Origin of the sequence: Nocardioides marinisabuli (assembly GCF_013466785.1) — a bacterium.
GTDB classification, from domain to species: Bacteria; Actinomycetota; Actinomycetes; order Propionibacteriales; family Nocardioidaceae; genus Nocardioides; species Nocardioides marinisabuli.
Map to the genome: position 1 here is coordinate 142,410 of NZ_CP059163.1, position 21,658 is coordinate 164,067.

Sequence of the window (21,658 nt, forward strand, 5' to 3'; positions counted from 1 at the left end):
CCCCACCCTCGAGCGCCCGGGTTGACGCAGCAGGAGCGGCGCGGGGGCGGGCGGGTGATCAGTCGGTGAACGCGGAGAGCAGGTCGTCGGCAGCGGTGTAGGGGTCGGTGCCGCCCTGCGCCACGGCGGCGGCGAGCTCGTCGAGCCGCTCGCTGCGCCCGACGTCGGCCCAGCGGCGGCGCAGCGTGGTGACGGCGATCGCCTCCACCTCCACGCGCGCGCGGCGGGCCCGGCGGCGGCCGAGGGCGCCGGTGCGCTCGGACCACTCGCGGTGCCGCTCGATCTCGGCGACGACGTCGTCGACGCCCTGGCCGGCCGAGGCCACGGTCTTGACGATCCCCGGGCGCCACGCGTCGTCGGGCCGCTCGCCCAGCGACAGCATCGAGCGCAGGTCGCGGCGCACCCGGTCGGCGCCCTCGCGGTCGGCCTTGTTGACGACGAAGACGTCGCCGATCTCGAGGATCCCCGCCTTGGCGGCCTGGATGCCGTCGCCCATGCCGGGGGCCAGCAGCACGAGGGTGGTGTCGGCGGCCGCGGCCACCTCGACCTCGCTCTGGCCGACGCCGACGGTCTCGACCAGCACCACGTCGAAGCCGGAGGCGTCGAGCACCCGCACGGCCTGCGGCGTGCTCCAGGCCAGGCCGCCCAGGTGGCCGCGCGAGGCCATCGAGCGGATGTAGACGCCCGGGTCGGAGGCGTGGTCCTGCATCCGGATCCGGTCGCCGAGCAGCGCGCCGCCCGAGAAGGGCGAGGAGGGGTCGACCGCGAGCACCCCCACCCGCTTGCCGGCGGCGCGCAGCGCGCCGACCAGGGCGTTGGTCGAGGTCGACTTGCCCACGCCGGGCGAGCCGGTGATGCCCACGACCTGGGCCCGCCCGGTGTGCGGGGCCAGGGCGGCCATCATCTCGCGCAGGGCCGGGGACTCGTCCTCGACCAGGGAGATCAGCCGTGCGACGGCCCGGACCTCGCCGGCGCGGGCGCGCTCGACGAGGTCCGGGACGACGTGGTCAGCTCGTCGGGACACGCACGATCAGGGCGTCGCCCTGGCCGCCGCCACCGCAGAGGGCGGCCGCACCGACGCCGCCGCCGCGGCGCTGGAGCTCGAGGGCGAGGTGCAGCACCACGCGGGCGCCGGACATGCCCACCGGGTGGCCCAGCGCGATCGCGCCGCCGTTGACGTTGACCTTGGACTCGTCGAGGCCCAGGCTGCGCGCCGACTCGATGCCGACGGCCGCGAAGGCCTCGTTGAACTCGACCAGGTCGAGGTCGGCGGGCGAGATGCCCTCCTTCTCGCAGGCCTTGGCGGTGGCGTTGGCCGGCTGCATCTGCAGCGTCGAGTCGGGGCCGGCGACCATGCCGTGCGCACCGATCTCGGCGAGCCAGGTCAGGCCGAGCTCCTCGGCCTTGGCCTTGCTCATCACGACCACGGCGCAGGCGCCGTCGGAGATCTGCGAGGCGGACCCGGCGGTGATGGTGCCCTCCTTGGCGAAGGCGGCGCGCAGCTTGCCGAGCGACTCGGGGGTCGTCTCCCCGCGCACGCCCTCGTCCTGGGCGACGACGACCGGGTCGCCCTTGCGCTGCGGGATCTCGACCGGCACGACCTCGTCGTCGAAGACGCCGTTCTTCCACGCCTCGGCGGCGCGCTGGTGGGAGCGGGCCGAGAACTCGTCCTGCTCCTCCCGGGTCAGCTTGGTGCCCTGGGCGTTGCACTGCTCGGTCAGCCCACCCATCGCCTGCTGGGTGGCCTGGTCGAAGAGGGCGTCGTAGGCCATCGAGTCGACCAGGGGGACGTCGCCGTACTTGAAGCCCTCGCGGGACTTGGGCAGCAGGTGCGGCGCGTTGGTCATCGACTCCATGCCGCCGGCCACGATCACGTCGGCCTCGCCGGCGCGGATCATCTGGTCGGCGGTCGCGATCGCGTTGAGCCCCGAGAGGCAGACCTTGTTGATCGTGATCGAGGGGACCGAGGCGGGCAGGCCGGCCAGCAGGCCGGCGGTGCGGGCCGGGTTCTGGCCGGCGCCGGCGAGGATGACCTGGCCCATGATCAGGTAGTCGACCTGGTCGGCGCCCACGCCGGCCTTCTCGAGCGCACCCTTGATGGCCACGCCGCCGAGGTCGGCGGCGGTCTGGCTCTTCAGTCCGCCGAGCAGGCGGCCGATCGGGGTGCGAGCACCCGCGACGATGACGGTTCCGGACATGTTTCCTCCAAGGACGACGACTGCGGGCGGGTCGGCAGTGGTGCGGACCACGCCTCCCAGCGACGATACCGACGAGTCACTTCGCTGGGTACCGGCCGCCGACCACCGGTCGTGAGGCACACGTCACAACTGCGCTCGGACCGTTGTCGCGGGGCGGTGCGGCGTACGACCATGCTCGCCATGACCTCCTCCCCTGCCCCGAGCCCCGGCGAGAGCGACGGCCCCCTGGGCGTGCCCGGCCACCTCTTCACCGCCATCGACCACGTCGGCATGGCGGTCCCCGACCTCGACGAGGCCATCGCCTTCTACCGCGACGTCTTCGGGATGCGGCTGGCCCACGAGGAGGTCAACGAGGAGCAGGGCGTGCGCGAGGCCATGATGGCCGTGGGCGACTCCACCTCGTGCGTGCAGCTGCTCGCGCCGCTCTCGCCCGCCTCGACGATCGCGAAGTTCATCGACCGCAACGGGCCCGGCTGCCAGCAGGTGGCCTACCGCGTCACCGACGTCGAGGCCGTCAGCGCGCTGCTGCGCGAGCGCGGCCTGCGGATGCTCTACGACGAGCCGCGCCGAGGCACCTCCGACAGCCGCATCAACTTCGTGCACCCCAAGGACGCCGGCGGCGTGCTCGTCGAGATCGTCGAGCCGGCCGCCGGGCACTGAGCCACCACCGGCCCACGGTGAGCCGTGGGTCACACCGGGTCGACCCCGAGGTTACCCGGCAGTAATCTTCGCGACCAGCACCCCGCACCACCACCCGCGACACCCCGCCCAACCCACCAGGAGCCCACGTGCAGCACATCCTCGACGCGATCATGGCGGGCGACACCGCCCCCGGAGACTTCGCGAACCTCGACCTGCCCGAGTCCTACCGCGCCGTGACCGTGCACGCCGACGAGGTCGACATGTTCGAGGGCGTCGCCACCCGCGACAAGGACCCCCGCAAGTCGCTGCACGTCGAGGACGTGGCGCTGCCCGAGCTCGGCCCGGGCGAGGCGTACGTCGCGGTGATGGCCTCGGCGATCAACTACAACACCGTGTGGACCTCGATCTTCGAGCCGGTCTCGACCTTCGGCTTCCTCAAGCGCTACGGCCGCCTCTCCGAGCTGACCAAGCGCCACGACCTGCCCTACCACGTGGTCGGCTCCGACCTGGCCGGCGTGGTGCTGCAGACCGGCCCGGGCGTGACGAAGTGGCAGCCCGGCACCGAGGTCGTCGCGCACTGCCTCTCGGTCGAGCTCGAGGACGCCGAGGGCCACGACGACTCGATGATGGACCCGCAGCAGCGGATCTGGGGCTTCGAGACCAACTTCGGCGGCCTGGCCCACATCGCGCTGGTCAAGTCCAACCAGCTGATGCCCAAGCCGGCCCACCTGACCTGGGAGGAGGCCGCCTCGCCGGGCCTGGTGAACTCCACCGCCTACCGCCAGCTGGTCTCCCGGAACGCCGGGCAGATGAAGCAGGGCGACAACGTGCTGATCTGGGGCGCCTCGGGCGGCCTCGGCGGCTTCGCCACCCAGTACGCCCTCAACGGCGGCGCCGTGCCGGTCTGCGTGGTCTCCAACGAGGAGAAGGCCCAGATCGCGCGCTCCATGGGCGCCGAGCTGATCATCAACCGCTCGGAGGAGGGCTACAAGTTCTGGAAGGACGAGCACACCCAGGACCCCGCCGAGTGGAAGCGCTTCGGCGCCAAGATCCGTGAGCTGACCGGCGGCGAGGACATCGACATCGTCTTCGAGCACCCGGGTCGCGAGACCTTCGGCGCCTCGGTCTACGTCACCCGCAAGGGCGGCACCATCACCACCTGCGCCTCGACCTCGGGCTACATGCACGAGTACGACAACCGCTACCTGTGGATGAACCTCAAGCGGATCGTCTCCAGCCACTTCGCCAACTACCGCGAGTCGTGGGAGGCCAACCGCCTCATCGCCAAGGGCATGATCCACCCGACCCTGTCGCGCACCTACTCGATGGACGAGGTCGGCCAGGCCTCCCTCGACGTGCACCACAACCTGCACCAGGGCAAGGTCGGCGTGCTGTGCCTGGCCCCCGAGGAGGGCCTGGGCGTGCGCGACACCGAGATGCGCGAGAAGCACATCGACGCGATCAACCGCTTCCGCGGGGTCTGAGCCCCAGCACCACCAGCACCACCAGCCCCGTACGACGCTCGACCAGCGGCCCGCCTGCAGCTCCTGCAGGCGGGCCGCCTGCGTCACGCCGGCGTGAACACCGCGCGGCCTGCGGCACTCACAGCGCCTTCTCAGGCGGATCCGGGGGTGGCGAGGTGTGCTCCGGGGGCGGCATCGGCCAAGATGAGCACCGGGAGCACGCCGACTCGGGCGATGCGTCACCAGTTCCTCCCCCCAGTGCGGCAAGAAGGGTTTTCTCGATGAGCGACCAGGGCCTGTCCATCTTCGACGACGAGCCGGAGCGCCCCGCGGGCGACGCCGACAAGACCCAGGTGATCCCCACCGTCGGCAGCGACGCCAAGAGCGGCGCGAGCGGCGCCGCTCCAGCCCCCCGCAGCACCCCCGCGACCGCGCCCCGCGGGGCCGCCGCGGGCGGCAGCGCCGGCACCGGCAGCAGCGGCGGAGCCGCACGCACCGACACCCCGACCTTCCCGACCGTGCGTCGCGGCGGCTACGACGCCGCGGTCGTCGACACCAAGGTGCGCCAGCTCGTCGGCGAGAAGAGCGGGCTCTCCAGCGCGCTCGCCGAGTCGGAGCGGCGGGTGGCCGAGCTGCAGCGCGAGGTCGCCGCGGCCCGCGAGGAGCTCGCCGAGGCCGAGCGGCCGTCGTACGCCGGGCTGGGCGGGCGGGCCAGCTCGATGCTGCGCCTGGCCGAGGAGGAGGCCGCCGAGATCCGCGACACCGCCGAGCGCGACGCTGAGGAGATCCGCAGCCAGGCCACCCGCGACGCCCAGGCGATCCGGGCCGACGCCTCCCGCGAGGCCGAGGACATGCGGATGGTCCAGCTCAAGGAGCTCGAGGAGCACCGCACCCGCATCCTCGCCGACGCCCAGCAGGAGCTGAGCCTGGCGCGCAGCGAGGCCGCCGACGTGCTCGCGGCGGCGCGCCGCGAGTCCGACCAGCTGCGCCTGGCCGCCGAGCAGGAGTCCACCGAGATGCGCACCTCCGCGCAGCGCGCGGTCGAGCAGGCGCGCGCCGCGGCCGACCGCGAGGTCCAGGAGGCCCGACGCACCCTCGCGGTGGAGAAGGAGCGCCTGGCCCGCGAGGCCACCGACCACCACAACACCGCCATGGCCGAGACCCAGCGCCTGGTCGCCGAGGCCGAGCAGCGCGCGAGCGCGGCCGAGGAGCGCGCCGCGCAGGCCACCGCCCAGGCCACGCAGCACCGTGAGCAGGCCACCAAGGAGTCGGAGGCGATGCTGGGCCGCGCCCGGCGCGAGGCCGAGCAGATCGTGGTCTCGGCCCGCACCCAGTCGGAGTCGATCAGCTCGACCAGCACCGCCGAGGCCGAGCGAGAGCTGGCCAAGGTCCGCGCCGAGGTCGAGCGGCTGCGCAAGCGCCGCGACGGCATCACCGCCCAGCTGGCCTCGCTGGCCGACCTGGTCAACGCCTTCGGCGACGACGAGGAGACGCAGACCGGCTCCACCTCGTGAGCGACGCGGCCGCCGAGGAAGCGCCCGTCGAGGAGCAGGAGCACCACGACGAGGCGTCCGACGACGCGGGCTCCTCGGAGGACCTCGGCACCCCTGGTCCCCCGATCGACCGGCGCGCGCCGTTCTACCTGGGCTTCTTCGGCGGCCTCGGCGCGCTGACGGCCTGGTGGCTGGGCACGACCCTGCTCTCGATCAGCAGCACGCTGCTGCTGGTGGTCGTCGCGCTGTTCCTGGCGGCCGGGCTCAACCCCGCCGTCGAGGCGCTGGTGCGGCGCGGGCTCAGCCGGTCGATGGCCGTGCTGGCCGTCATCGTCGCCTTCCTGGTCGTCGTGGCCCTGTTCACCGTGGCGATCGTCCCGGTCATCACCGACCAGGTCGCGGCCATCGGCCAGAACGCGCCCGGCTGGTTCGACCAGCTGCAGAGCAACGAGCGCGTGCAGCAGCTCAACGACGAGTACCAGGTCGTCGACAAGGCGCGTGACTACGTCGCGGGCGGCGACTTCGTCGGCACCCTCTTCGGGGGCGCGCTGGGCATCGGGCTCGCGGTGCTCGGGGCGCTGTTCAACGCCTTCATCATCATCGTGCTGACCCTCTACTTCCTGGCCTCGATGAAGGCCACCACCGCCGGGCTCTACCGGCTCGCGCCGGCCTCGCGCCGCGACCGGGTCAGCAAGCTCGGCGACCGCGTGCTCGCCGGCATCGGCGGCTACGTGTCGGGCGCCTTCGTCGTCGCCCTCGCCGCCGGGCTGTCCTCCCTGATCTTCCTGTTCATCGTGGGGCTGGGCGAGTACGCCGTCGCGCTGGCCTTCGTGGTGGCGCTGCTCGACGTCATCCCGATGATCGGCGCCACCATCGGCGCGGTCATCGTGACCGCCATCGGCTTCGCCACGGACCCGACCATCGGCCTGGCCTGCCTGGTCTTCTACGTCGTCTACCAGCAGGTCGAGAACTACGTGATCTACCCGCGGGTGATGTCACGCTCGGTCGACCTGCCCGGCGCGGTCATCGTGATCGCGGCCCTGGTCGGTGCCGCCCTGCTCGGGGTCGTGGGCGCCCTGCTCGCCATCCCGACCGCGGCCGCGATCCTGATGCTGGTGCGCGAGGTCTTCATCCGCCGCCAGGACGCCGCCTAGCCGCGAGCCGGCGCCAGTTCCTCGCCGAGCCGGCGCCAGTTCCTTGCCGAGCCGGCGCCGGCTCCCGGCTCGGGGTCAGGCGCCGGGGTAGATCCGGAAGCCCTGCATGCGCGTGTGGCTGAAGGACTCGTAGAGCCCCGAGGCCGAGTCGGTGATCAGATCCATCCGCAGGGTGCCGGTCGCCTGGAAGACCGCGACCACCAGCAGCCGGGCGATGCCGCGGCCGCGGTGGTCGGGGTGCACCGCCACGAACCCGAGGTGCGACTGCAGGACACCGTCGCCGAGCGCCTGCGCCCAGCCCACCAGCTCGCCGTCCACGTCGGCGACGTACGCCTCGGCACCCGGCGCGGTGCAGACCCGGTGCACGACCTCGGCGTCGGTCAGGGAGGGCCACTGCACGGTCGTGGACAGCCGAGCGATCGCCTCGGCGTCGCGGCGGTCCTGGTCGCGGTAGGGGCGGATGTCGGCGGTCGCCATGCCGAGCACCCTAGGCCGCTCGCGTCGACGGCCTCAGCGCTGGTCGCGGTTCTCTCCCCAGCCGAAGCGGCTCTCGGCCACGAAGTCGACGAGGTTCGATCGCAACCGCTCGCGCCACTCCTCGGGGGTCGTGTGGGGCACGTGGCCCTGGACGACGAGATCACGGAAGATCTCACCTTGGACATCGAGACGCAGGACGACCGACCCCTCCAGCTCGTCCGAGAGTCCTAGCTCGAACGAGCGAATCTCGCCGTCGTCGAGGACAGACCGCAGTGCGGGGAGCACGACAGCAGTCGTGGCCTCGAGGAGCGTCATCACGTGGCCGAACCTAGCGTCCCGGGCGGCACAAGATCAGGCCCGCCCGACGGATCAGTGCGTGGAGTCGGGCATGCGCTGCCGACCCCTGTAGGTGCGCTGGTCGTACCTCTTCGCGGCGATGTAGAAGCAGAACCCGGCGACGATGAGTGGCAGACCGATGCCCGAGGCGGAGCCGCTGCTGACGGCACGCACCACGGCGAGCACGACGACCAGGCTTCCCCAGGCGACGAGCGCGTGGTGGCTCCACGGTCGGGTCACGGCGTTCCACCAGCGGCGCGGGAGGTTCGGCAGCCGTGGCGGTGGAGCGGGGTCCCGGTCCGGCATCGGGAGGTGGCGAGCAGGCGGGACCAGAGCATCAAGGAGCTCGACCGCCTTGCGACCGCCACGCCAGTCCTGTGGTTCGACGGTCAAGCCCCACCCGTCGAAGGTGATGAGGTGGCGTCCTCCATCGTCCCAGCGCATCATGCCCGCGATGTCGGACGCGCGGTAGCGGGTGTACTCGTCATTGGCGACGAGGTGGGCCTCGTCCGAGTCGACCACGAGCGCATGGGTGGTCGCTGGCCAGTCGGCCCTGCGGAAACGGTGACCTGTGACGACGCCCGCCTCGAGGGGTTGCGCGACGACAGGGATGTCGGTGGGTGCGGTGGCGTCACCAGGGAGTCCCAGGAGGAGCGAGGAGGCGAATTCCTGGGCGCTGGCTCGGACGTCCTCGGTGGTCGTGGCGTCCAGCTCAGCCAGGACCTCGTCCTGGTCGAGGACGGGCCGCCCACGGAGGTGCTCGTGGGCCGCCCGCATGGCGGACCCGACAAGTGCGTAGGGATCCGTCATGGCCTGGCGCCGCATGGCCTTGACGTCGTCCAGCCACGTCGACTCCGGGCCGTGGTTCCCGAGATCTCGGACAAGCATCCGGGCCTGGTGCGCGAGGGTCGGCATGAGGACACGTGAGGCGTCGGAGCCCGCAATGACCAGGGCGCGCTCGGCGTCCACCGCCTCGTAGGTCGCCCACGGGGCGTAGGACGCAGCAGCCTCGTCGCGGAACTTCACGCGCAGCCCACGCTCGATGATGTCGGGCAGGATCGTCGCTGCGTCGGATCGGGTGACCACGCCGCTGAGGACCAGGCCTTCGTCGACGTACCACGCAGGGAGTCTCTGCTTGCAGGGATGTGCTTGTGCGAAGGGAAGCAGCTCACCGTCGGGGAGGTCCAAGCGCAGACCGGGAGGCACCGGGCCGTCGAGCACGAGCGCGGCGTTGCCCCGCGCGAACACACGGTGCGCACGCTCCTCGAGACCTGCGACCGTGGCACGTCCCAGTCCGGGCTCACCCATCGCCACGACGCCAGGACCGCGCGCCCCGTAGCGCCAGCTGAGTGCCCGGACACTCGGGCCACCGCGCATCTCACCCTCGGCCCGAAGCACGTCACGTTCACGCAACAGCCGATCCGGATCCGGACGGGTCAACGTCGACGTCATCTCGTTGAGGTGCTGCACCACCGCTTCAGTCGGCCCGTGCGCGTCGAATCCGGTCACCAGAGGTGCGACGAAACCGTTGACCTGCAACGCGCCGCCGCCCCGGCCGTGCAGGGCTGAGTGCTCGAGCAGGTGCAGCCAGCCAGACTCGTTCAACGGCTCGTCAGCACTACCGACGCGGAAGAGCAGACGAGCCGTCAGGGTGGGCCGGCCCGAATCGACCCAGAAGCATGGGACACCGTCGACGGTGGTCTGCTGCACGAAGGACCTCTCACATCCGCTACCCGCCCGGTCGGCGGTGGACCGAGAACTCTACGAATCACACGACGCCGGCCCGCAATCGCGATATCGCTCGTCGCCGGCGATCACCCCCCATCGCATCGAACAAGTGTTCGACAATTCGGTCTCCGCGTGGGAGAATGATGGGCATGAGGCTGCTCCAGCACCCCACCAGCGACCGGGCCCCCGGCCCGGGTCCTGGGGTGCCCGCCAGCCTCGCCCCAGCGCCTGAGTCGGGTCCTGTCGCGGCGGCGGTCGCGGCGGCTCGTGCTGCGATGGCCGCGGCACGCGACGGGGATCTGCGTCGGCAGCCGGTCGAGGACCTCGCCGTGCTGGTCCAAGCCCTCTCGGGACTGGAGGCGGAGGCGTCCGCGCTGCTGGGCGAGGTGCTCGGTGAGGCCGAACGACGCCAGGTCGCCGACAGCGAAGCCGCCACCGGTACCGACGCGTGGGCGGCCGCGCTGACCGGCCAGTCCCGGGAGGTGCTCGCCGGTGGTGCCCGGGTCGCGGAGCTGCTCCGCAGCAAGTACCACCACGCCCGTCAGGCATACGCCACCGGCGCGATCACCACCCGCCAGGTCCGCATCATCGTCGCCGCCGCCGAACAAGCACCCCTCCAGACCACCCCCGAACAGCTCGCCGCCGCCGAAGAGGTCCTGGTCAACAAAGCCACCGGCATCGGCACCCGCACCGGGCGCCCGATGAACCCCAAGAGGCTCAGACAGGCCGCTCGGCGGATGCTCGACGTCGTCGACCGCGACCTCGCCGACAAGCACGAAGCGATCATGCTCGGGCGCGAGTCCCGCCGTGCGAAGCACGAGACCTACCTGGCGCTGCACGACAACGGCGACGGCACCTACTCCGGGAAGTTCACCATCCCCGAGCTCCACGGGTCCCTGCTCCGCACCGCCATCGAGACCCTCTCGGCACCCCGCCGCCTCAACAAGGCGCGCACCGGCGCTGATGGTGAGTCGATGTCCGGGTACGACGAGTCCGCCCCCACCGGCCCCGACCACGGCCTGTCCGGCTGGGAGATCGCGGGCAACGCCCTGTGCGAGCTCATCGAGCACCTGCCCACCGACGGCTGGAACGGCGCCAACGCCCTGACGCTCCTGGTCACCATGACCGCCGAAGACCTCACCCGCGACCTCGCCGCCACCGGTGACCTCGACCCCAGCAACTGGCCCGACTGGCAAGGCCCCCACGAGACCGGCACCGCCCGCCTCGACACCGGTATCCGCACCGCCGCCGGCGACCTACGCCGCCTGGCCTGCGAAGCCGGACTCGTCCCCACCGTCCTCGGCGCCCCGCCCGGCACCAACGACTCAGTCCCACTCGACCTCGGCCGCACCCGACGACTCCACACCCACCACCAACGCAAAGCCCTGTTCCTGCTCTACGACACCTGCGCCATCGGCACCTGCGAGAGACCCTTCGCCTGGACCGAGACCCACCACCTCACCCCCTGGGCCCACCACGGCGACACCGACCTCGACGACGCACTACCCCTCTGCTCCTGGCACCACCACCGCGCCCACGACCCCCGGTGGCACCTCACCCAGCACCCACTCCGAGGCTGGGAGCTCAAGGCACGCCGGCGGGTCAGGTGACGACGGGCTCCGGCCGCACGGTGCGCGACTCCCCCAGCTTGACCACGACCACGCCGGCGAGGACCAGCACGCCGCCGACGAGCTGGACGGCGCGCGGGAGCTCGTCGAGCAGCAGCCAGGCGAAGACCACCGCGGCCAGCACCTCGGTCAGCGCCACGAACGACGCCAGCCGCGAGCCCAGGCGCCGGCCGGCGGCGATCCCGCTCGTGTAGGACAGCCCGGCGGTCACCAGGCCCAGCAGCAGCACCGGCACCCACCAGGCGACCTCCCCGACGGCGTACGACGCCGGGGCGGTGCCGGCGGTCATCGGCATCAGCCCCACCAGGCCCAGCGTGCCGAGCACCAGCGAGCCGACGACGAGCCCGCCGGCGGCCAGCGCGAAGGGCGGCAGTCCGTTGTCCTCGTCGGCCGAGATCACGAAGTACGTCGCCGCGCCGACCATCGCCCCGAGGCCCCAGGCGACGCCCGGCAGGCTGATGTCGGCGCCGGAGGCCACGTCGAGCACCAGCACCAGGCCTGCGGCCGCGAGGCCGGCGCCGAGGAGGGTGACCGCACCCGGGCGCTGGCCGTGGCGCAGCCACAGCCAGACCACCACGGCAGCGGGGGCGGTGTATTCGATCAGGAGTGCCGGCCCCACTTGCATGTACTGCACGGCCGAGAAGTAGCAGAACTGGGCACCGGCCACGGCCAGCACGCCGTAGGTCACCACCAGCCCGGTGTTGCGGCGCAGCAGCGCCCAGCGCCCGCGCAGGGACAGGAGACCCAGCGGCAGCACGACCGCTGCCGCGATCGCGACCCTGATGAGCACCGTCGCGCCCGGGCTCCAGCCCGTGTCCAGCAGACCTCGCGCCAGGGCGCCCGAGAGCCCGAAGGACAGGGCGGAGACCAGGGCGAAGGTCAGCCCGGCCCCGAGGCGGGACGTCGCCGCGGCGGGCATCGGCGCGTCATGAGTCAAGGTCGTCATGGGTCATGACGCTAGAGCCTCGTTTGGTAACGTGTCAACGTGGTATTCGCTCATGACACCGAGATGTCCCTGCAGTCCGCCGTGGTCCTGGCCAACACCGCCCTGGAGCCGGACACGCTGACGACGATCGAGGAGCTCGACGACTTCTTCACCTCCTACGAGTACAGCGGTCGCCACGAGCGCACCCTCGAGGAGCTCGAGCAGGTGCGCGCCCTCCGGCCGGTCCTGCGCGCGCTGATGCTGGCCGAGCGCGACGACGCCGTCGAGATGGTCAACACGATGCTCGCCGACGCCGGGGCGGTGCCGCGCCTGGTGCGCCACGAGCCGTACGACTGGCACATCCACGCCTGCGACCCCGACGCCGACCTGGTCACCCGCCTGACCGTCGAGACCGCCATGGCGATGATCGACGTGATCCGCACCGACGAGATGTCGCGCCTGGGCGTGTGCGCCGACGACGACTGCGACGGGATCGTGCTCGACCTCTCCCGCAACCGCTCGCGCCGCTTCTGCTCGACCACCTGCGGCAACCGCAACGCGGTCGCCGCCTACCGCGCCCGGCAGAGCGACACGGCGTGAGCGACACGGCGTAACCGACACCCGCGCACCGCGTTGGAGGGGCGTCCCCACCGAAAGGCTCCTCCATGACGCCCCCGCGCCACCGCCTGCTCGCGCTCACCAGCGCCGCAGTCCTCTCGCTCTCCGTCCTCGGCCCCACCGGCGCCGCGGCCGAGGGCTCCGCCTCCACCACTGCTCGGACCGCTGGCACCGACGCCGCCGTCGAGCGCCTCGCCGCCACGCGGCCCGGCCTGACCCGGCTCGCCGCCACGCCGACCACCACTCGTCGTGAGCGCGCGATCGTCACGTTCGCGACCGTGCCCACCACCGCCCAGGTCACGGCGCTGCGCGCGCTCGGCCTGGTCGTCCAGCCGATGCGCGAGCTGCCGCTCGCCCTGGTCGAGGGCCCGCGCACCGCGCTGCTGGCCAGCGTGCTCGAGGGCGTCGGCCTTGACGTCTACCCCGACGAGCAGCTGAGCTACCACGACACCGCCTCCAGCGACGTCGTCTCCTCGAGCCCGAAGGCCGCCGCCGCCCTGCGTCGCAAGGGCCTGACCGGCCAGGGCGTCACCGTCGGCATCGTGGACTCCGGGTGCGACGGCACCCACCCCGACCTGACCCAGCGGATGGCCTACAACACCATCCTGGTCAGCCCCGAGTACGTGAACGCCGGCACCGACCCGATGCTGGTCGTGCCGACCACCGGCTCGCCCTACGACAACACCGACCTCGGCTCCGGGCACGGCACCCACGTCGCCGGCATCGTGGCCGCCGACGGCACCACCGGCGCCGAGCACATCGGCGTGGCACCCGATGCGAAGCTCGCCTGCTTCGCCATCGGCGCGGTCATCACCACCACCGCCGTGGTGACCGCCTACGACCACATGCTCGCCGACGACGACCTCTTCGACATCGATGTCGTCAACAACTCCTGGGGCAACAGCTTCCGCCAGTACGACCCGGCCGACCCCGTCAACGTCGCCACCCGGGCCGTCACCGAGCGCGGTGCGGTCGTCGTCTTCTCGGCCGGCAACTCCGGCAGCGACGACGCCGAGGCCAGCGTCTCCCCGTTCAACCAGGCGCCCTGGGTGATCTCGGTGGCCGCCAGCGACCTCGACCGCAAGCGCGGGGGCTTCTCCTCCAACGGCCTCGAGCACGACAACCTGCGTGCCGTGCCGATCGGCGAGGACGGCCACACCGTCTTCCGTGGCGACCGCTTCGGCTCCACCTCGCCCGACCTGACGGCGCCCGGAGTGTCGATCTCCTCGTCCTGCGACAGCACGGGCAGCGTCATCGGCCCCTGCCCCCAGGGCGGCAACGCCTCGGCGTCGGGCACGTCGATGTCCTCGCCCCACATCGCGGGCGTGGCAGCGGTGCTCGTGCAGGCCAACCCGCGCCTGAGCCCGCTGCAGGTGCAGGACGCCCTCAAGGCCACGGCCACGCCGGTGACCGGCGACGCCGGCCGGGTGCTGTCGTACCAGATCGGCTACGGCCACGTGAACCTCGACAAGGCCGTGCGCCTGGTCCAGGGCAAGAAGGGCAAGCGGCTCACCCGCGCGATCGCCAAGCGGCTGCGCACCGCCGACCGCCGCCTGGCCCGTGAGGACGCCTGGAGCGTGCGCCGCAGCGACGTGTGGCAGGACGACGCCCCCGTCCTCGCCCTGGGCGGCTCCTACTCCGCCACCCGCGAGGTGACGGTCGGACGTCGCACCGACGCCCTCAAGGTCGCGCTCGTCTACCCGACTCCGGGCACCGCCGCCAACCTCGCGCTCTACACCGCCACCGTGCGGGACGCCGACGGCGAGCAGGTCGCCCAGACCACCACCGAGATCGGCTACAGCACCGGCAGCGCCTCCGCGCTCGTCGAGGACCTGGCGCCCGGGCGCTACACCGTCGAGGTGAGCGGCGAGTACTCCGTCTCAGACCCCGACACGATCGACAGCGACTCGCTGAACGGTCGGGTCGTGTTCCTGCAGGTGGCCCAGCTGCGCGCCCGCGGCTGAGACACGGTCGTCGTCGACGGCGAAACGCCACCACCAGCCCGCCCCCGGTGCCACACTTGGCGCCGGAGAAGGGGGACCCGGATGCGCGTGCTCGTCGTCGACGACGACCCGGACCTGTCGATGCTCATGCAGCTGGTGCTCTCGCGCCAGGGTGGGCACGAGGTCGACACGGCCGGCGACGGCATCGAGGCGCTCGCACTGCTGGGTGCGACGCAGTACGACGTCGTGGTGCTCGACTGGAACATGCCCCGGCTCGACGGGCTGGGCCTCTGCGCGGCCATCCGCGGCGAGATGCGGCGCCCCGACCTGCCGCTGCTGATGGTCACCGCCCTGCCCGACCACGCCACGGCCCGGGCCGCGGGCATCGACCAGGTGCTGGGCAAGCCCTTCAGCACGTCCGCGCTCCTGGGCGCGGTCGACGGACTGGCGCAGCCCGCCTAGAAGTCGAACAGGTCGCCGAAGCCCTCGCCGATCTCGCCCAGCCCCTCGCCGATGCCCTCACCGAGGCCGCCGAGCGCGTCGAAGCCGCCCAGCCCGCTGAAGAGCAGGCCGGCGAACATCCAGTCCATCGGTGAGAACGCGCCGTAGTAGCCCTGCGCGTAGGGCTGGTAGGCACGCCCGCCCTGCCAGTACGGCACCCGGCGGGTGCCCACCATCACCTGGCGCGCGTCCGGCTCGGCGCCGGCCAGCACGCGCTCGGCGTCGAGCGCGCAGGCGGGCACCTCGCGACGGGTGCCACCGGCCGGCGTGAAGGCGACGTCGGTCGTCGACGGCCCGTGGCGGGGGTCGAAGAAGCAGGGCGGGCGCCGGGTCGGAAGCGGCAGCCCGTGCACGCGCGCCTGCACGCAGGCCACGGCGTAGCGCCCGTCCTCGATGATCTTGGTGACGTCCTCGACCTGGCTCGGCTCGGTGATGGCGTCCCCGGCCGTCTTCGCGGCCTCGTAGGCGTCCAGCGCCCGCTGGTAGTCGGCGTTGGCCCCCGCGTCGAGGTGGTGGCCCGCTATCTCGGCGTCGAGGTCCTGCAGCTCGGTGCCGAGCGCGGTGACGTCCTCGAAGACGAGCTGGCGCACCGGCGCCAGCTCGGCGGCCCTGGCCTCCTCGGCGCGGCGGCCGCTGAGCCGGACCACCCACCCGAGCAGGCCGACACCGGCGGCGAGGGCCAGCAGGACGAGCAGCAGGTCGATCATGCGCTCATCCTACGGACCCCGCCACCGGCGGACAGGCCCAGCGAACCGGCCCAGCGGACCGGCCCGGTCAGGAGCTGCTCAGCGCACGCTGTAGTCGCGGAACCCGCGCTTGGTCTTGCGGCCCAGGTAGCCCGCGGTCACCAGGTGCTCCAGCAGCGGGGCCGGGGCGAAGCCGGGCTCGCGGAACTCCAGGTAGAGCTCGCGCTGGATGGCCAGCGACACGTCGTTGCCGACCACGTCGAGCAGCTCGAAGGGGCCCATCGGCAGCGCGCAGCCCTGCTTCATCGCGGTGTCGATGTCGTCGGCCGTCGCGTAGTGCGCCTCGAGCATCTTGACCGCGTCGTTGAGGTAGGGGAACAGCAGCGCGTTGACGATGAACCCGGCGCGGTCGGCGCACGAGACGGCGACCTTGCCGATCTTGGCGCACAGCGCACGCGTGGTCTCGGCGACGTCGTCGTCGGTGGCCACCGTGGAGACCACCTCCACCAGCTTCATGATGGTGGCGGGGTTGAAGAAGTGCATGCCGATGACGTCCTGGGGACGCGAGGTGACCCGGGCCATCTCGATGATCGGCAGCGACGAGGTGGTGGTGGCCAGGATCGCGCCGGGGCGGCAGATCTCGTCGAGGTTCTCGAAGAGCGTGGTCTTGATCGCCAGGTCCTCGGCGATCGCCTCCACGACGAGGTCGACCTGCGCGAGGTCGTCGAGGCTGGTGGTGCCGGTGACGCGGGCCAGCACCTCGTTCTTCTGCTCCTCGGTGGCCCGGCCGCGCTGGATCTGCTTGTCGAAGTTCTTGGTGATCATGGCGCGCACCCCCTCGACCTTGGCCTCGGCCCGGCCCACGCAGACCACGTCGTGGCCGGCCTTGGCGAAGACCTCGACGATGCCGGCCGCCATGGTGCCGGTGCCGACGACGCCGACGGTGCGGATGTCGTGCTTGAGCTGCGGGGCCTGGTCGGCCGACGGGGTGGCGGCGTCCGCGACCACGGTCGGGCTGTCGGGCGCCTCGTAGGTGTAGAAGCCGCGCCCGGTCTTGCGGCCCAGCAGGCCGGCGGTGACCATCTGCTTGAGGATCGGGGTCGGCGCGTGCAGCCGGTCGCGGCCCTGGCGGTACATCGTCTCGAGGATCTCGTAGGCGGTGTCGAGACCGATCAGGTCGAGCAGCGCCAGCGGACCCATCGGGTAGCCGCACCCGAAGCGCATCGCGGCGTCGATGTCCTCGCGGGAGGCGTACTTGCCCTCGAACATGGACGCGGCGTGGTTGAGGTAGCCGAAGAGCAGGGTGTTGGCGATGAACCCCGCCTTGTCGCCACAGACCACCGGGCTCTTGCCCAGCCGCGCCAGCACGTCCTGCACGTCGGCGAGCACGGTGGGGTCGGTGACGACGGTGCGCACGACCTCGACCAGGCGCTGCACCGGCGCGGGGTTGAAGAAGTGGATGCCGACCACGCGACCGGGGTGCGAGGTCGCGGTGGACAGCTCGGTGACCGACAGCGAGGAGGTGTTGGTGGCCAGGATCGTCGTGGGGGCCACGATCGAGTCGAGCTCGCGGAAGATCTGCTGCTTGGTGGCCACCGACTCCACCACGGCCTCGATGACCAGGTCGGCGTCGGTCAGGTCCTTGAGCGAGGTGGTGGTGCGGATGCGTCCGAGCAGGTCGGCGGCCTCCTGCTCGCTGAGCTTGCCGCGCGCCACCGCCCGGCCGGTGGAGGACTCCAGGTGCCGGCGTCCGCGGGCCACGCCCTCGTCGTCGAGCTCGACGCCGACCACGTCGAAGCCGTGGCGGGCGAACACCTCGGCGATCCCGGCGCCCATCGTGCCGAGGCCGACGACCCCGATGGTGGTGAGCTCGCGGGAGGGGGTCTCGGGTGTGGCGCCGGTCTCAGGGGAGGTCGTCATGGGCGGCATCATGGCACGCACTCGGCGTGCGCACCGTGGCGTACTTCACTCGCGAGTAACGTGATGCCGGACACACCGGCGGACGGGTGGTCAGCGGCGTCCCAGCGCCAGCTCCATCACGACCCGCTCCCCCGCCTCGTCGAGCCCCAGCGCCCGTTCGCGCTCCCGGAGCTCGGCCAGCACCCCGGTCGGCTCGACCACCTCGAAGCCCAGGCGCGCGTAGAACGGCGCGTTCCATGCCACGTCCCGGTAGGTGCACAGGGAGAGCCGGTCGAAGCCGCTCCAGCGCGCCTCCTCCGCCGCCGCCGCGACCAGCCGGGCACCGGTGCCGCGACGACCGTGCTGCGGCAGCACCGAGAGCTGCTCGAGGTGCGCGCGTACGCCGTGCCCGTCGGGCAGCAGCACCACGTGGGCGAAGCCGACCACCTCGCCCGCCGACGAGGCGACCAGCAGGTGCCCCGGCTGGTCGGCACGCTCGCCGCCGCTCGGGGCCGGGGACGCCGCCGCGCCGTCCGCCTCCTCCTCGACCCCCGCCAGGTGGCGCAGGTCGGAGGGGCGGGCGGCGCGGACCGTGATCAGGTGGTGGCTCGCTCGTCGCGGGGCACCTCGGAGATCTCGCCGCTGCGGCGACCCTCGCGCCACTTGACGACCTCCTCCTTGACCTTCGGCAGCAGCAGGTAGCAGCCGAGCAGGTTGAAGATCGCGCAGACGAAGAGCATGCCGTCGGCGAAGCTCAGCACCGAGCCCAGGTTGACGACCGCACCCAGCGCGGTGAAGACGCAGAAGATGATCTTGAAGGCGTTCTCCTTGGCGCGGCTGCGGCCCACGAGCGTGGTCCAGGCCTTGAGCGTGTAGTAGCTCCAGGTGATCAGCGTCGAGAAGGCGAACAGCGCGACGGCCACGGCCAGCACGTTGTCGAAGCCGGGCAGGAAGGAGTCGAAGGAGCGCGAGGTGAGCACGACGCCGGTGTCGCTGGTCACCGACTCGCCGTCGGCGGCGCGGGCCAGCAGGTCGTTGTAGAGCGGGACGTCGGCGATGACGATGGTCAGCGCGGTCGCGGTGCAGACCACGACGGTGTCGATGAAGGGCTCGAGCATCGCGACGAAGCCCTCGGAGACGGGGTGCTTGGTCTTGACCGCGGAGTGCACGATCGGTGCCGAGCCGACGCCGGCCTCGTTGGAGAACGCCGCGCGCTGGAAGCCCACGATGAGCACGCCGAGCGCGCCGCCCGTGACGCCCTCGGGGTTGAAGGCGCTGGAGATGATGGTGCCCACGGCGTCGGGGATCTGCGTGACGTTGCCGAAGATCACCAGCAGGCAGGCGCCGATGTAGAGGATGCCCATCACCGGCACCAGCTTGGAGGTGACCCGGGCGATGGAGCGGACGCCGCCGATGATGACGAGGCCGACCAGCGAGGCCAGGATGATGCCGAAGATCAGGGCGGCGCCGTCGGAGGCCAGCCAGCCGTCCTCGCCGCCGGTGATCTCGACCGCCTGCGCGTAGGTCTGGTTGGACTGGAAGGCGTTGCCGCCGAGGGCGCCGAAGAGGATCAGGGCCACGGCGAAGATGCTGACGCCGATCTTGCTGGCCGCGGCACCGAAGCGCTCGAAGGCCACCGGCAGGTACTTGAACGGTCCACCGGTCACGGTGCCGTCCTCGTGCACCTCGCGGTAGCGCACGCCGAGGGTGCACTCCACGAACTTGGTGCACATGCCGAGCAGGCCGGCCAGGATCATCCAGAACGTGGCGCCCGGGCCACCGACGGTGACCGCGACCGCGACACCGGCGATGTTGCCGAGCCCGACCGTGCCGGAGACCGCGGAGGACAGGGCCGCGAAGTGGGTGACCTCGCCGGGGTCGCTGGCCCGCGAGTACTTGCCGAGCACGAGGTCCTTGGCGGTCTTCAGCGAGGTGAACTGGATGCCGCGGAAGTAGATCGTGAAGATGGTGGCCGCGGCCACCAGCCAGAACACGATCAGCGGGAAGGAGTAGTCCCCGAGCGGGACGTTCCAGAAGATCACGTCTGTCACGGCGGTCGCGATGGGCTCGAAGGCGTCGTTGATCGCCTTCTCCACACCGCCGAGGAAACCGTCGGACTCCGCTGCGAGCGGGATCAGCATGGTCGTCATAGCCGTTAACTCAACCCGACCAGACCTGTGAGCGCAATCACCCACACCGCCCGGGCCCGGACCGAGGAGGGACCGGCAGGTAGGTTCTGGGTCCGTGAGACTCGTCGTTGCCCGCTGCCAGGTCGACTACGCCGGTCGGCTCACCGCCCACCTCCCGATGGCGACCCGGGTGCTGATGATCAAGGCCGACGGCTCGGTGCTCGTGCACTCCGACGGCGGCTCCTACAAGCCGCTGAACTGGATGTCGCCGCCGTGCACCCTGACCGAGGGGCACGACGAGGACGGCACCGCCGAGTGGGTGGTGACCTCCACCAAGACCGGTGACAGCCTGCGCATCCTGCTCGAGGAGGTGCACAGCGACTCCTCCCACGAGCTCGGCGTCGACCCCGGGCTGGTCAAGGACGGCGTCGAGAAGCACCTGCAGGAGCTGCTGGCCGAGCACCCGGCCACCCTCGGCGAGGGCCTGGTGCTGGTGCGGCGCGAGTTCCCCACCGCCATCGGCCCCGTCGACCTGATGTGCCGCGACTCCGAGGGCCGGTCGGTCGCGGTCGAGATCAAGCGCCGCGGCGAGATCGACGGCGTCGAGCAGCTGACCCGCTACCTCGAGCTGCTCAACCGCGATCCGCTGCTGGCGCCGGTGCGTGGCATCTTCGCGGCCCAGGCCATCAAGCCGCAGGCACGGGTGCTGGCCACCGACCGGGGCATCTCGTGCGCCGTCGTCGACTACGACGCGCTGCGTGGCATGGACGACCCCGAGGCGCGCCTGTTCTAGGGTCCCGGGCCCGACCGGGCCCCGTAGGGTCGCGGGCGTGCTGATCTTCCACATCGCCACGGCCGCCGACTGGGCCGCCGCGCGGGCCGGCGGGGCCTACACCACCTCGACGCGCGGGCGCACCCTCGAGGAGGAGGGCTTCATCCACGCCGCGCGGGCCGAGCAGTGGCGAGGTGTGCACGCGCGCTACTACGCCGACGTCGACGAGCCGCTGGTGCTGCTCGAGATCGACACCGACCGGCTGCGCAGCGAGGTGGTGCAGGAGCCGGCCGTCCCCGGAGGCGCCGAGACGTTCCCCCACGTCTACGGCCCGATCGAGCCGTCGGCGGTGCTGCGTGCGGTGCCGGTGCGCGACGCGCTCGCGGCGACGTCCTTCAGCGCGCTGTTCCTGCGCGAGCTGATGCGGGCGGCACTGCTGGGCCTGCTGGTGGTCGCCCTGGCTGCGGCCGGGGCGCTCCTGCTCGACGGGACCCTCGGGGGCTGGGGCGTGCTGGTGGGTGCCGTCGCCGGCGCCGGGCTGGGTGTCGCGGTGGCCGTGGCCCTCGGTCGGCGCGACGCGAGGGCCCGGCGCGGCTAGATCCGCTCGAGCCGTCCGAAGGTCGGCGGCTGGCAGACCCGGCAGGCCTGCAGGGTGCTGCCGGCGACGTCGGTCAACGGCACCAGGTGCGCCTCCGCACGCGCCTCGGGCAGCGCGCACTCGACGCGGTGGTAGGACTCGCTGCCGGCGACCACGTAGGAGTCCAGGCCCGCGCCCGCGGCACCCGCGTCGGCCCCCTGGCGCTCGACGGCCAGCGCGACCCGCTCGACGGCGGCCTCGAGCCGGGCCATGTCGGTGCGGAAGTTCTGCACCAGGATCATGGCGGCCCCCACGACCACCACCGCGATGCCGACGATGCCGCCCGAGATCAGGTACGGGAACTGGGCCGGCACGTAGTCGGTGCTCGCGGCACCGTTCCAGCCGAAGAAGATGATCAGCAGGCCGAGGAGGGTGAGCAGCACTCCGAGCTGCCCGCCGAGACGACCGAGGTTGTTCTGCATGGTGGCT

The 21,658-nt window shown here is 72.0% G+C and carries 21 protein-coding genes; 10 read left to right on the forward strand and 11 right to left on the reverse strand.

Going from position 1 to position 21,658, the window contains the following annotated elements:
- Positions 1–58 precede the first annotated feature (58 nt).
- Both meaB and H0S66_RS00640 read right to left on the reverse strand, forming a co-directional pair.
- A complete protein-coding gene (meaB, locus tag H0S66_RS00635) occupies positions 59–1,024 on the reverse strand; it encodes a methylmalonyl Co-A mutase-associated GTPase MeaB (RefSeq protein ID WP_179617024.1) in 966 nt (321 codons plus the stop codon).
- Positions 1,008–2,198, reverse strand: coding sequence for an acetyl-CoA C-acetyltransferase (locus H0S66_RS00640; protein ID WP_179617025.1), 1,191 nt, complete (start codon positions 2,196–2,198; stop codon positions 1,008–1,010). Before H0S66_RS00640 ends, meaB begins: the two co-directional genes overlap by 17 nt.
- 180 nt (positions 2,199–2,378) lie before the next feature.
- Here H0S66_RS00640 and mce point away from each other — a divergent pair, with 180 nt between their 5' ends.
- The 4 genes from mce (at position 2,379) to H0S66_RS00660 (ending at position 6,950) form a co-directional block, all read left to right on the forward strand.
- Positions 2,379–2,858 (forward strand): methylmalonyl-CoA epimerase, encoded by a 480-nt coding sequence (gene mce, locus H0S66_RS00645; RefSeq protein ID WP_179617026.1) that lies wholly within the window; start codon positions 2,379–2,381, stop codon positions 2,856–2,858.
- Between the two features lie 128 nt (positions 2,859–2,986).
- Positions 2,987–4,324 (forward strand): crotonyl-CoA carboxylase/reductase, encoded by a 1,338-nt coding sequence (ccrA, locus tag H0S66_RS00650; protein WP_179617027.1) that lies wholly within the window; start codon positions 2,987–2,989, stop codon positions 4,322–4,324.
- Positions 4,325–4,584: 260 nt separating this feature from the next.
- Positions 4,585–5,817, forward strand: coding sequence for a hypothetical protein (locus H0S66_RS00655; protein WP_179617028.1), 1,233 nt, complete (start codon positions 4,585–4,587; stop codon positions 5,815–5,817).
- The gene (locus H0S66_RS00660) at positions 5,814–6,950 is read left to right on the forward strand and encodes an AI-2E family transporter (protein WP_179617029.1); all 1,137 of its coding nucleotides are present in this window, start codon (positions 5,814–5,816) and stop codon (positions 6,948–6,950) included. Before H0S66_RS00655 ends, H0S66_RS00660 begins: the two co-directional genes overlap by 4 nt.
- Before the next feature lie 75 nt (positions 6,951–7,025).
- On the opposite strand, the gene H0S66_RS00665 is transcribed toward H0S66_RS00660, so the two are convergent.
- Genes H0S66_RS00665 through H0S66_RS00675 form a run of 3 tightly spaced genes read right to left on the reverse strand, consistent with a single transcriptional unit; the run spans position 7,026 to position 9,473 of the window.
- Positions 7,026–7,427, reverse strand: a complete 402-nt coding sequence (locus H0S66_RS00665; protein WP_179617030.1) for a GNAT family N-acetyltransferase — start codon at positions 7,425–7,427, stop codon at positions 7,026–7,028.
- A 33-nt stretch (positions 7,428–7,460) separates the two neighbouring features.
- Positions 7,461–7,742, reverse strand: coding sequence for a hypothetical protein (locus H0S66_RS00670; protein WP_179617031.1), 282 nt, complete (start codon positions 7,740–7,742; stop codon positions 7,461–7,463).
- 54 nt (positions 7,743–7,796) lie between these two features.
- Complete coding sequence (locus H0S66_RS00675; RefSeq protein WP_179617032.1) at positions 7,797–9,473, reverse strand: insulinase family protein; 1,677 nt, start codon at positions 9,471–9,473, stop codon at positions 7,797–7,799.
- A 347-nt stretch (positions 9,474–9,820) separates the two neighbouring features.
- On the opposite strand from H0S66_RS00675, the gene H0S66_RS00680 reads away from it, so the two are divergent.
- Positions 9,821–11,101 carry an HNH endonuclease signature motif containing protein gene (locus H0S66_RS00680; protein WP_180923737.1) on the forward strand — a complete coding sequence of 427 codons (1,281 nt, stop codon included), beginning with the start codon at positions 9,821–9,823 and terminating at the stop codon, positions 11,099–11,101.
- On the opposite strand, the gene H0S66_RS00685 is transcribed toward H0S66_RS00680, so the two are convergent.
- Positions 11,094–12,065 carry an EamA family transporter gene (locus H0S66_RS00685; protein ID WP_179617034.1) on the reverse strand — a complete coding sequence of 324 codons (972 nt, stop codon included), beginning with the start codon at positions 12,063–12,065 and terminating at the stop codon, positions 11,094–11,096. The genes H0S66_RS00680 and H0S66_RS00685 overlap by 8 nt on opposite strands.
- Positions 12,066–12,128: 63 nt before the next feature.
- On the opposite strand from H0S66_RS00685, the gene H0S66_RS00690 reads away from it, so the two are divergent.
- The 3 genes from H0S66_RS00690 to H0S66_RS00700 all read left to right on the forward strand — a co-directional run bounded on the left by H0S66_RS00690 (position 12,129) and on the right by H0S66_RS00700 (position 15,067).
- Complete coding sequence (locus H0S66_RS00690) at positions 12,129–12,644, forward strand: CGNR zinc finger domain-containing protein (RefSeq protein ID WP_218876396.1); 516 nt, start codon at positions 12,129–12,131, stop codon at positions 12,642–12,644.
- A gap of 65 nt (positions 12,645–12,709) precedes the next feature.
- The gene (locus tag H0S66_RS00695; RefSeq protein WP_179617036.1) at positions 12,710–14,626 is read left to right on the forward strand and encodes a S8 family peptidase; all 1,917 of its coding nucleotides are present in this window, start codon (positions 12,710–12,712) and stop codon (positions 14,624–14,626) included.
- 81 nt (positions 14,627–14,707) lie between these two features.
- On the forward strand, positions 14,708–15,067 hold the full coding sequence (locus H0S66_RS00700) for a response regulator (RefSeq protein WP_179617037.1): 360 nt from the start codon (positions 14,708–14,710) through the stop codon (positions 15,065–15,067).
- On the opposite strand, the gene H0S66_RS00705 is transcribed toward H0S66_RS00700, so the two are convergent.
- The 4 genes from H0S66_RS00705 to H0S66_RS00720 form a co-directional block, all read right to left on the reverse strand.
- Positions 15,064–15,813: a hypothetical protein gene (locus H0S66_RS00705; protein WP_179617038.1), complete on the reverse strand. Its 750-nt coding sequence runs from the start codon at positions 15,811–15,813 to the stop codon at positions 15,064–15,066. The genes H0S66_RS00700 and H0S66_RS00705 overlap by 4 nt on opposite strands.
- 78 nt (positions 15,814–15,891) lie before the next feature.
- A complete protein-coding gene (locus H0S66_RS00710; RefSeq protein WP_246305188.1) occupies positions 15,892–17,712 on the reverse strand; it encodes a 3-hydroxyacyl-CoA dehydrogenase family protein in 1,821 nt (606 codons plus the stop codon).
- 90 nt (positions 17,713–17,802) lie between these two features.
- On the reverse strand, positions 17,803–18,354 hold the full coding sequence (locus H0S66_RS00715) for a GNAT family N-acetyltransferase (protein ID WP_218876397.1): 552 nt from the start codon (positions 18,352–18,354) through the stop codon (positions 17,803–17,805).
- Complete coding sequence (locus H0S66_RS00720) at positions 18,288–19,841, reverse strand: alanine/glycine:cation symporter family protein (RefSeq protein WP_179617039.1); 1,554 nt, start codon at positions 19,839–19,841, stop codon at positions 18,288–18,290. Before H0S66_RS00720 ends, H0S66_RS00715 begins: the two co-directional genes overlap by 67 nt.
- A gap of 94 nt (positions 19,842–19,935) precedes the next feature.
- Between H0S66_RS00720 and nucS the strand changes: the two genes are divergently transcribed.
- Both nucS and H0S66_RS00730 read left to right on the forward strand, forming a co-directional pair.
- Complete coding sequence (nucS, locus tag H0S66_RS00725) at positions 19,936–20,613, forward strand: endonuclease NucS (RefSeq protein WP_179617040.1); 678 nt, start codon at positions 19,936–19,938, stop codon at positions 20,611–20,613.
- Positions 20,614–20,650: 37 nt separating this feature from the next.
- Complete coding sequence (locus H0S66_RS00730) at positions 20,651–21,190, forward strand: DUF952 domain-containing protein (protein ID WP_218876398.1); 540 nt, start codon at positions 20,651–20,653, stop codon at positions 21,188–21,190.
- On the opposite strand, the gene H0S66_RS00735 is transcribed toward H0S66_RS00730, so the two are convergent.
- A complete protein-coding gene (locus tag H0S66_RS00735; protein ID WP_179617041.1) occupies positions 21,187–21,651 on the reverse strand; it encodes a hypothetical protein in 465 nt (154 codons plus the stop codon). The genes H0S66_RS00730 and H0S66_RS00735 overlap by 4 nt on opposite strands.
- Positions 21,652–21,658: the final 7 nt, after the last annotated feature.